The sequence below is a fragment of the Mycobacterium sp. genome, assembly GCF_035314905.1.
GTDB lineage: Bacteria > Actinomycetota > Actinomycetes > Mycobacteriales > Mycobacteriaceae > Mycobacterium.
The window spans coordinates 1-7,698 of the sequence record NZ_DATFYW010000078.1 but is presented as its reverse complement, the minus strand read 5'-3'; the positions used below and the strand labels follow the sequence as shown (position 1 = coordinate 7,698).

General features: G+C 67.4%; 9 protein-coding genes and 1 pseudogene. 6 read left to right on the top strand and 4 right to left on the bottom strand.

All coding sequences use genetic code 11. The features are described from left to right. Positions 1 to 262 (top strand): annotated as a pseudogene (locus VKG81_RS06030) (hypothetical protein); the annotation flags it as partial. Here VKG81_RS06030 and VKG81_RS06025 read toward each other — a convergent pair. Next, on the bottom strand, positions 256 to 1,272 hold the full coding sequence (locus VKG81_RS06025; protein ID WP_324394931.1) for a TIGR03617 family F420-dependent LLM class oxidoreductase: 1,017 nt from the start codon (positions 1,270 to 1,272) through the stop codon (positions 256 to 258). The pseudogene VKG81_RS06030 and the gene VKG81_RS06025 overlap by 7 nt on opposite strands. A gap of 118 nt (positions 1,273 to 1,390) precedes the next feature. Between VKG81_RS06025 and VKG81_RS06020 the strand changes: the two genes are divergently transcribed. After that, positions 1,391 to 1,579 (top strand): hypothetical protein, encoded by a 189-nt coding sequence (locus VKG81_RS06020; RefSeq protein ID WP_324394930.1) that lies wholly within the window; start codon positions 1,391 to 1,393, stop codon positions 1,577 to 1,579. A gap of 160 nt (positions 1,580 to 1,739) precedes the next feature. On the opposite strand, the gene VKG81_RS06015 is transcribed toward VKG81_RS06020, so the two are convergent. Then, positions 1,740 to 2,654 (bottom strand): alpha/beta fold hydrolase, encoded by a 915-nt coding sequence (locus VKG81_RS06015; protein WP_324394929.1) that lies wholly within the window; start codon positions 2,652 to 2,654, stop codon positions 1,740 to 1,742. Positions 2,655 to 2,706: 52 nt separating this feature from the next. After that, complete coding sequence (locus VKG81_RS06010; RefSeq protein WP_324394928.1) at positions 2,707 to 3,210, bottom strand: flavodoxin domain-containing protein; 504 nt, start codon at positions 3,208 to 3,210, stop codon at positions 2,707 to 2,709. Between the two features lie 191 nt (positions 3,211 to 3,401). Here VKG81_RS06010 and VKG81_RS06005 point away from each other — a divergent pair, with 191 nt between their 5' ends. The 4 genes from VKG81_RS06005 (at position 3,402) to VKG81_RS05990 (ending at position 7,404) form a co-directional block, all read left to right on the top strand. Further along, complete coding sequence (locus VKG81_RS06005; protein ID WP_324394927.1) at positions 3,402 to 4,595, top strand: lipid-transfer protein; 1,194 nt, start codon at positions 3,402 to 3,404, stop codon at positions 4,593 to 4,595. Between the two features lie 22 nt (positions 4,596 to 4,617). Next, positions 4,618 to 5,484 (top strand): MaoC/PaaZ C-terminal domain-containing protein, encoded by an 867-nt coding sequence (locus tag VKG81_RS06000; RefSeq protein WP_324394926.1) that lies wholly within the window; start codon positions 4,618 to 4,620, stop codon positions 5,482 to 5,484. Between the two features lie 105 nt (positions 5,485 to 5,589). Beyond that, the gene (locus VKG81_RS05995) at positions 5,590 to 6,606 is read left to right on the top strand and encodes an SDR family NAD(P)-dependent oxidoreductase (protein WP_324394925.1); all 1,017 of its coding nucleotides are present in this window, start codon (positions 5,590 to 5,592) and stop codon (positions 6,604 to 6,606) included. A 6-nt stretch (positions 6,607 to 6,612) separates the two neighbouring features. Continuing rightward, positions 6,613 to 7,404, top strand: coding sequence for an SDR family oxidoreductase (locus VKG81_RS05990; protein ID WP_324394924.1), 792 nt, complete (start codon positions 6,613 to 6,615; stop codon positions 7,402 to 7,404). Positions 7,405 to 7,426: 22 nt separating this feature from the next. Here VKG81_RS05990 and VKG81_RS05985 read toward each other — a convergent pair. Next, positions 7,427 to 7,698, bottom strand: a 272-nt coding sequence (locus tag VKG81_RS05985) for a UBP-type zinc finger domain-containing protein (protein ID WP_324394923.1), incomplete at its 5' end; no start/stop codon positions are given.

Sequence of the window (7,698 nt, the reverse complement as noted above, 5' to 3'; positions counted from 1 at the left end):
GGCGATCCAGCAAAGCGGCTTGCCCGCGCCGAATCCACGCGACGTCACCGCGAGCGACTGCCCGCCGATCGGCTGCGTGGAGAAGGTCGACACCGACGCGGTGTCCGTCATCAAATTCCCGACCACCGGCAAGGCCGAGTTGTATGCCGGTTCGACCCAGCACTGTTTCCAGATCGCGGACGTGGTGCTCACGTTCGCTCCTGATATGTCAGCGAGCCGGCAGCAGCAGTATGAGCAGGTGATCACCAAGGAGATTCAGTGATCCGCGGCCTTCAACTCCTCGATGATCGGCTCCCAGAACCCGTCGGGCACCGCGTAGGGCGCGTAGAATCCGGTGCGGGTGAAGATATCGCCGTACTGCGCGAGCAGCCGCTCGGCCACCTGCTCCGGCGGCGCCACGATTGCGATCTCGTGCAGCATCTCGTCGGTGATCAGCCGCCCCATCGCCTCCCATTCGCCGCGCTTGGACATCGCGTTGAGTTCGCCGTTCAGCTCGCCCCACCCGTGCAGTTCGAGGACGGGCTTGTAGGCCGGTGTCGATCCGTAGAACGCGATCTGCCTGCGCACCGCCGCGTCGGCGGCCTTGATCTGCTCCTCGTTGCGGCCGGTGAGGATGAAGGGCATCCCGCTGATCTCGAACCCGGCCAGATCGTCGTGCCCGGCCGCCGCCCGGCCCTTGTGCAACGCGGGCAGCGTCACCTCCCGCATGTACCGCTCGGTGGTGAAGCCGTGCACGAAGAACCCGTCGGCCACCTCACCGGCGACCTCGGTCATCCGCGGGCCGACGCCGGCCAGGATGATCGGCGGATTGCCGTACGGGTTCGGCCCGGGGTTGAAGAACGGCGTCATCAGCGTGTGGGTGTAGAACTCGCCGGCGAACCGCAGCGGCTCACCGCTGGACCAGCTGTGCCAGATCGCGCGCATGGCCAGCACGTACTCGCGCATCCTTTCCGCAGGCGCCGACCAAGGCATCGAAAAGCGCTTGGTGATATGGGCTTTCACCTGCGAGCCGACGCCGAGCAGGAACCTGCCCTTCGAGTACAGCGCAAGGTCGTTGGCCACCACCGCCAACGACATCGGGTTGCGGGCGAAGGTCACCGCGATCGCGGTGCCGAGCTCCAGCTTCTCCGTGCGGCTGGCGGCGACGGCCAGCAGCGGGAAGGGATCGTGCTGGACCTCGGGCAGCCACGCACCGTCGTAGCCGCGCTCCTCCGCCGACACCGCGACGTCCACGTCGCTCGGCTGGCCCGTGAGCGTGATATCGACCTTCATGGCGGTCAACCATATGCTCAACCGGGTTAGCAACCGTCCGCGGCGGGGTATGGACATCCCGCGGGCTCGCAACGACGGGAGTCTTTCGACCGAAGGTTCAACAGTCTATGGAAGAGATATGACCTCAGCCGACCGAGAGCAACCCGACCGCGACGAGGAGCTGGAGAACATCGTCGACCAGCTCGACGAGAACGTCGCGGGCGAACGCGAAGCGGAAGGTGTTCCCGGCAAGCCCGGCAACCGCGGCGACAGTGAACAGGCCCCAGTCGACGACTCGGCAAGCGAAGAAAGCGAGCCGTCGGACTAGTTGTCCCGATCCCGACCCGGATGCCGGCATTGATCGCAGCGTCGGCGCTCGGCAAGTGATATCACATGCGCTATCACTTTCGCGAGTCGTCGAATGGTTGGGAAACCTCGAACCCGAATGCCACCTCAAGAACCCGAATGCCCGAGAAACCGCTGCCGGGCTATCCCGATTCGGAACTCGCCCGGGGACTTTCCGCCCCCGGACGGTCCGCGGCCCCCGGACGGTCCCCGGTGGGCCCCTCGCCGGTGGCGATGAAGTCCTCGAGAAGCTCCACCACCGCGGTGTGCGCCTCCACCTGCGGGAAGTGGCCGACGCCCGGCAGCACCTCGAGCCGGCTGTCGGAGCGGGCTTCGTGCGCGGCGTAGGCGTGGTGGACGGGAATGATGCTGTCCCGCTCGCCCCAGATCGCCATCACCGGCAGCTCGGCGCGCAGCTGCAGCCTGTTCAGCGCGCTGACGGCCTGCCCGCGGTAATCGACGACGGACCGCAACGTTCGAAGGAACGACTGCCGCGTCTGCCGATCCGACAGCGACGAATACGCGCTCCAGATCTCGGCGCCGCGCGGCGACTGAATGCCGGCGCCGGCCAGCCACGACCTGAGCTTGTGGCCGACGGTGAGCACCGGCTGGGGCGCGATGACCGGCAGCACCAGCTCTGCCCCGGGCGCCGAAAGCAGCCGCAGCATCATGCCGACGTCGGGGCCCAGCCCGCCGCTGCTGATGAGGACCAACCGCTTGCAGTAGTCCGGGTGTTGATAGAGGAACTGCATCGCGACACCGCCGCCGAGGGAGTGCCCGACCACCGTGGCTTGGCTGACGCCGAGTTCGTCGAGGAAGTCGCGCAGCCACACCGCGAACGCACCCAGCGAATAGTCACCCCGCGGTTTCGCGGACTCGCCGTGGCCGAGCAGATCGGGCGCCACCACCCGGAATTTCTTCGACAGTTGCGGCATCACGGCCCGCCACGTGGCCGAACTCCCGGCCATGCCGTGGATCAGCAGCAGCACTTCGCCCTCACCGGCGTCGCGGTACGCCACCCGGTCGCCGTGTAAGTCCAGAAACCTCAGTTCGATCATGGTGAACCGGTACCCCCATCTGGCCCGTTGAACCCGTCGCTGCACAAAAACGCTAGGCGCTGTTGCGCCCGGATTCCAATTCCCGCACGACGGACGCGACCCAGCGCTGCACATGGGCCTCGTCGCGCCAGTCCCCGGCCGTTTTCTTGGCCATCGCGCTGGCGGGGAAACCCTTGGCGTCGGCACGCAGCCGCCCACCGAAGGTGACGTGACCGCGGGCGTTCACCCGCTCGGCGAGCTTCGTCACCTGCTCGGTGGGCGGGATGTCCTTTTCCGTCGCCGAGCCGTCGAGCGGCCCGCTGCTCACCAGCCACACCGGCAACGTTCGCAGCTTCGCGGTGTGGCGCCGCACGAACCGCCGGGCGCCGCGTTGCCACCGGTTCATGTACAGCGCACCGGCGACGATGACCGCGTCGACCTCGGCGATCTCGTGCACGTCGCGCGCCGGTGTGACCCGCGCGTCGTAGCCCGCGTCGGTCAGGGCGTCGCCGATCATGCGGGCCAGCCCGGCGGTGCCGCCGCGCTTGGAGCCGAACGCCACCAGTACCCGCGTCATGTCGGAGCCTCCGCGTCGCACGTCGGCATCACCGCGTCGATGAGCAGGCCCTCCGTGCCCGAGGTGGTCATGCCGCCAATTCTCGGCGGCGCGGTGACATCGTCCCTAGGGCCACACGTCACAAGGTTTACGTACCTGCAAAGCGAGTATGTTTGTCCGGGTCCACCGGGAACGAGCCTCAGGAGGTCGGGGTGTCGAACAAGGTCTATGTCGTCGGCGTCGGGATGACGAAGTTCGAGAAGCCGGGACGACGTGAGGGTTGGGACTATCCCGACATGGCGCGCGAAGCCGGCACCAACGCGTTGGCCGACGCCGGGATCGACTACAACGAGGTCGAGCAGGGCTACGTCGGCTATGTGTACGGCGAATCGACGTCGGGCCAGCGCGCGCTCTACCAGCTTGGCATGACGGGCATCCCGGTCGTCAACGTCAACAACAACTGCTCGACCGGGTCCACCGCGCTGTATCTGGCCGCGCAGGCCGTCCGCGGCGGGCTGGCCGACTGCACCATCGCGCTGGGCTTCGAGAAGATGAAGCCGGGCTCGCTGGGGTCGACGTACGACGATCGTGCGCAGCCGATGGACAAGCACATGATGGCGTTGGCGCAGATCTCCGAATTCGCGTTGCCGCCGGCGCCGTGGATGTTCGGCGCCGCCGGTCGCGAGCACATGAAGCAATACGGCAGCACCGCCGAGCATTTCGCGAAGATCGGATACAAGAACCACAAGCACTCGGTCAACAACCCGTTCGCGCAGTTCCAGGAGTCCTACTCCCTCGACGACATCCTGGCCTCGCGGATGATCTACGAGCCGTTGACCAAGCTGCAGTGCTCGCCGACCAGCGACGGCTCGGCGGCGGCGATCCTCGGGTCGGAGGCGTTCGTCGACAGGCATGGCCTTGCCGGGCAGGCGGTGGAGATCGTCGGGCAGGCGATGACCACCGACTTCGCCGACAGCTTCGACGGCAGCGCCAGGGGCCTCATCGGCCACCACATGAACGTGAAGGCGGCCCAACGGGTTTACGACCAGTCGGGGCTGGGCCCGGAGGACTTCCAGGTGATCGAGTTGCACGACTGCTTCTCGGCCAACGAGCTGCTGCTGTACGAGGCGCTGGGACTGTGCGGTGAGGGTGATGCCCCGAAGCTCATCGACAACAACGAAACCACCTACGGCGGCCGCTGGGTGGTCAATCCGTCCGGCGGCCTGATCTCCAAGGGCCACCCGCTCGGGGCCACCGGCCTGGCGCAGTGCTCGGAGTTGACGTGGCAGCTGCGCGGCACCGCCGACAAGCGGCAGGTCGACAACGTCACCGCGGCGCTGCAGCACAACATCGGGCTGGGCGGCGCCGCCGTCGTCACCGCCTACCAGCGCGCGGATCGGAGCTGACGATGCGACACACCGAACCGCGATGACGGACACCGGGCTGGGCTTCGACGACAGCGGCCTGAACAGGTGGGGTGACGACGAGCGGTTCGAGGTCACCCGCGAGCGCATCGCCGAGTACGCCGCCGCCACCAACGACCCGATCGCCGCCCACCGCAGCGGCGACGTCGCGCCGCCCGTTTTCGCGATCGTGCCGGTGTTCCCGTCCCTGGCGAGCCCGGCCGTGGGCGTGATGCCGGCGAAGCTCGTGCCGCGAATCGTGCATGGCGAGCAGGACTTTCACTTCCACCGGCCGATCTATCCCGGCGACAGGCTCGTCTCGCGGGGGAAGATCATCGGATACGAGGGCCTGGAGAAGGGCACTCCGTGCGCGATCCAGCTGGAGTGCCGCACCGAGGACGGCGAACTCGTCAACGAACAGTATGTGACGTTCTTCGTCCGCGGATTCAACGCCGGCAAGAAGGTGGGCGAGCTCAGCCCGGCGCACAAGTTCGACGAACGGCTGCACGGGCAGTCCCCGCTGGCGAAGGCGAAGGCTCATGTCGATGACGACCAGACGTTCCGGTATGCGAAAGCGTCCGGCGACCCGATGCCGATCCATCTCGACGCGGAGTTCGCGAAAAGCGCTGGCCTGCCGGGCATCATCGCCCACGGTCTGTGCACGATGGCGATGGCCTCCTGGGGTGTCCTCACCGAGGTGGGTGGTTCCGACGTAGGACGGCTGAAACGGTTCGCGGTGAGGTTCTCGAAGATGGTGTTCCCGGGCGACGACCTCGAGACCCGCATCTGGAAAGCCGGGTCACGCGACGGGACGACGTCCCACGCGTTCGAGACCGTGCGCGGTGAGGAGTTCGCCATCACCGACGGCCTGGCCGAAATCGCCGATGCCTGAAAAGGAGATTCAGGTGACCCACATCGCGAAGGATCTGCTGAACCCCAACCATCAATCATCATCTCCGGAGATGGTTCAACGTCGAACGTCCGCAGGAGCGCAGCGATGAATCTGGGTGACCTCACGAGCTGGATCGAAAAGCCGATCGCGGCAGTGTCCAACCTCGTCAACACGCCCAATTCGGCGGGCCGATATCGGCCGTTCTACCTGCAGAACCTGGTCGATGCCGTTCAGGGCCGCACCCTCGGCGACGCGGTGGACGGCAAGACCGTCCTGGTCACCGGCGGGTCGTCGGGCATCGGGGAGGCGACGGCGAAGAAGGTCACCGAGGCCGGCGGCGAGGTGGTGCTCGTCGCGCGCACCCGGGAGAAGCTCGAGAAGGTCGCCGACGAGATCCGCGGGTCGGGCGGCACCGCGCACGTGTACCCGTGCGATCTGTCGGACATGGACGCGATCGCCACGCTGGCCGACCAGGTGTTGACCGATCTCGGCCGCGTCGACATCTTGGTCAACAATGCGGGCCGTTCGATCCGGCGGTCGCTGGAGCTGTCATATGACCGGATCCACGACTACCAGCGCACGATGCAGCTCAACTACCTTGGCGCCGTCCAGCTCATCCTGAAGTTCGTCCCCGGCATGCGCGAACGCGGCTTCGGCCAGATCATCAACGTGTCGTCGGCCGGTGTCCAGATGCGCGCCCCGCGATTCGGCGCCTACATCGCCAGCAAGGCCGCGCTCGACACGCTGTGCGATTCGTTTCAGGCCGAAACCGTAAGCGACGGTGTGAGGTTCACCACGGTGTTCATGGTGCTGGTCCGGACACCGATGATCAGCCCCACCAAGGTCTACGACCACTTCCCGGCGCTGACGCCTGAGCAGGCCGCCGGCGTGCTCGCCGACGCGATCGTGCAGCGGCCGCGCCGGGTCAGCCCGCCGTTCGGGCAGTTCGCTGCTTTCGCCGACGCCGTCAGCCCGATGCTGATGGACTTTGTCCGAAACCGCGGATTCGCGATGTTCGACGACTCCGAAGCCGCCCAGGGAAAGGAATCCTCGAGTGAGCCGGTCCGCTTCGACAAGCGCTCGGAAACGTTCGTCCGTGCCACCCGCGGAATCCATTGGTGAACCGCGATGAGTCTTCCGCAACCGGGCACCGACGCGACCGTCGTCGTCACCGGAGCCTCGTCGGGTATCGGCACCGAGCTGGCGCGTGGCCTCGCCCGCCGCGGCTATCCCCTGCTGCTCGTGGCGAGGCGCCGGGACCGCCTCGACGAGCTGGCCGGTGAGCTGCGCTCGAAGCACTCGGTGGCCGTCGACGTCATGCCCGCCGATCTCGCCGACGGCGCGGCACGCGCGCAGCTGACCGGGCGCATCACCGACGAGCCGGTGGCCGGGGTGTGCAACAGCGCCGGCTTCGGCACCAGCGGCGTCTTCTACGAGCTGCCGATCGAACGTGAACGCGACGAGGTCACGGTCAACGTCATCGCGCTGATGGAACTCACCCACGCCGCGCTGCCCGGCATGGTTGAGCGGGGCGCCGGCTCGGTGCTGAACATCGCGTCGATAGCCGGCTTTCAGCCGATCCCGGACATGGCGGTCTATTCGGCCAGCAAAGCGTTCGTGCAGACGTTTTCCGAGGCCGTGCACGAGGAACTGCACGGCACGGGGGTGTCGTGCACCGTGCTGTGCCCGGGACCCGTTCCGACCGAGTGGGCCGACATCGCCGACGCCCACCAGTTCGACATTCCGATTGCGCAGGTCTCGGCACACGACGTTGCCGAGGAAGCCATCCACGGCATGCTCGCCGGCAAGCGCAGCGTGATCCCGGGACTCGTGCCGAAAGCCGCCAGCATGGGCGGCAGATTCACCCCGCGCAGCATACTGCTTCCGGCGCTGCGGATCGGCCGCCAAATCCGCGGTTAGACGCGGCCGGTAACCCCGTACCTCAGCCGCGGTTCCGCAGCTGCTCGGCCCAGTCGCGCGGCACCCGCCCGCGCGGGCCGGGCACGGTCTGGTTTTCCGGGCGGCTGACCGGGGCGGCCAGCTCGGGCCCGTTGGTGTAGTCGTCGGTGTCGAAGTTCCAGAACCAGTCCTCGCCGGGTTCGAACGACCGCATCACCGGGTGCCCGGTCTCGCGCCAGTGCGCGGTCGCGTGCCGCGCCGGCGAATCGTCGCAACAGCCGATGTGCCCGCACGCCGCGCAGCGCCGCAGGTGGA

Bases quoted from the DNA above. Each gene is read 5' to 3' on its own strand.
- VKG81_RS06025 (WP_324394931.1), bottom strand. From the start codon at position 1,272: ATGAAGGTCGATATCACGCTCACGGGCCAGCCGAGCGACGTGGACGTC.
- VKG81_RS06020 (WP_324394930.1), top strand. From the start codon at position 1,391: ATGACCTCAGCCGACCGAGAGCAACCCGACCGCGACGAGGAGCTGGAG.
- VKG81_RS06015 (WP_324394929.1), bottom strand. From the start codon at position 2,654: ATGATCGAACTGAGGTTTCTGGACTTACACGGCGACCGGGTGGCGTAC.
- VKG81_RS06010 (WP_324394928.1), bottom strand. From the start codon at position 3,210: ATGACGCGGGTACTGGTGGCGTTCGGCTCCAAGCGCGGCGGCACCGCC.
- VKG81_RS06000 (WP_324394926.1), top strand. From the start codon at position 4,618: ATGACGGACACCGGGCTGGGCTTCGACGACAGCGGCCTGAACAGGTGG.
- VKG81_RS05995 (WP_324394925.1), top strand. From the start codon at position 5,590: ATGAATCTGGGTGACCTCACGAGCTGGATCGAAAAGCCGATCGCGGCA.
- VKG81_RS05990 (WP_324394924.1), top strand. From the start codon at position 6,613: ATGAGTCTTCCGCAACCGGGCACCGACGCGACCGTCGTCGTCACCGGA.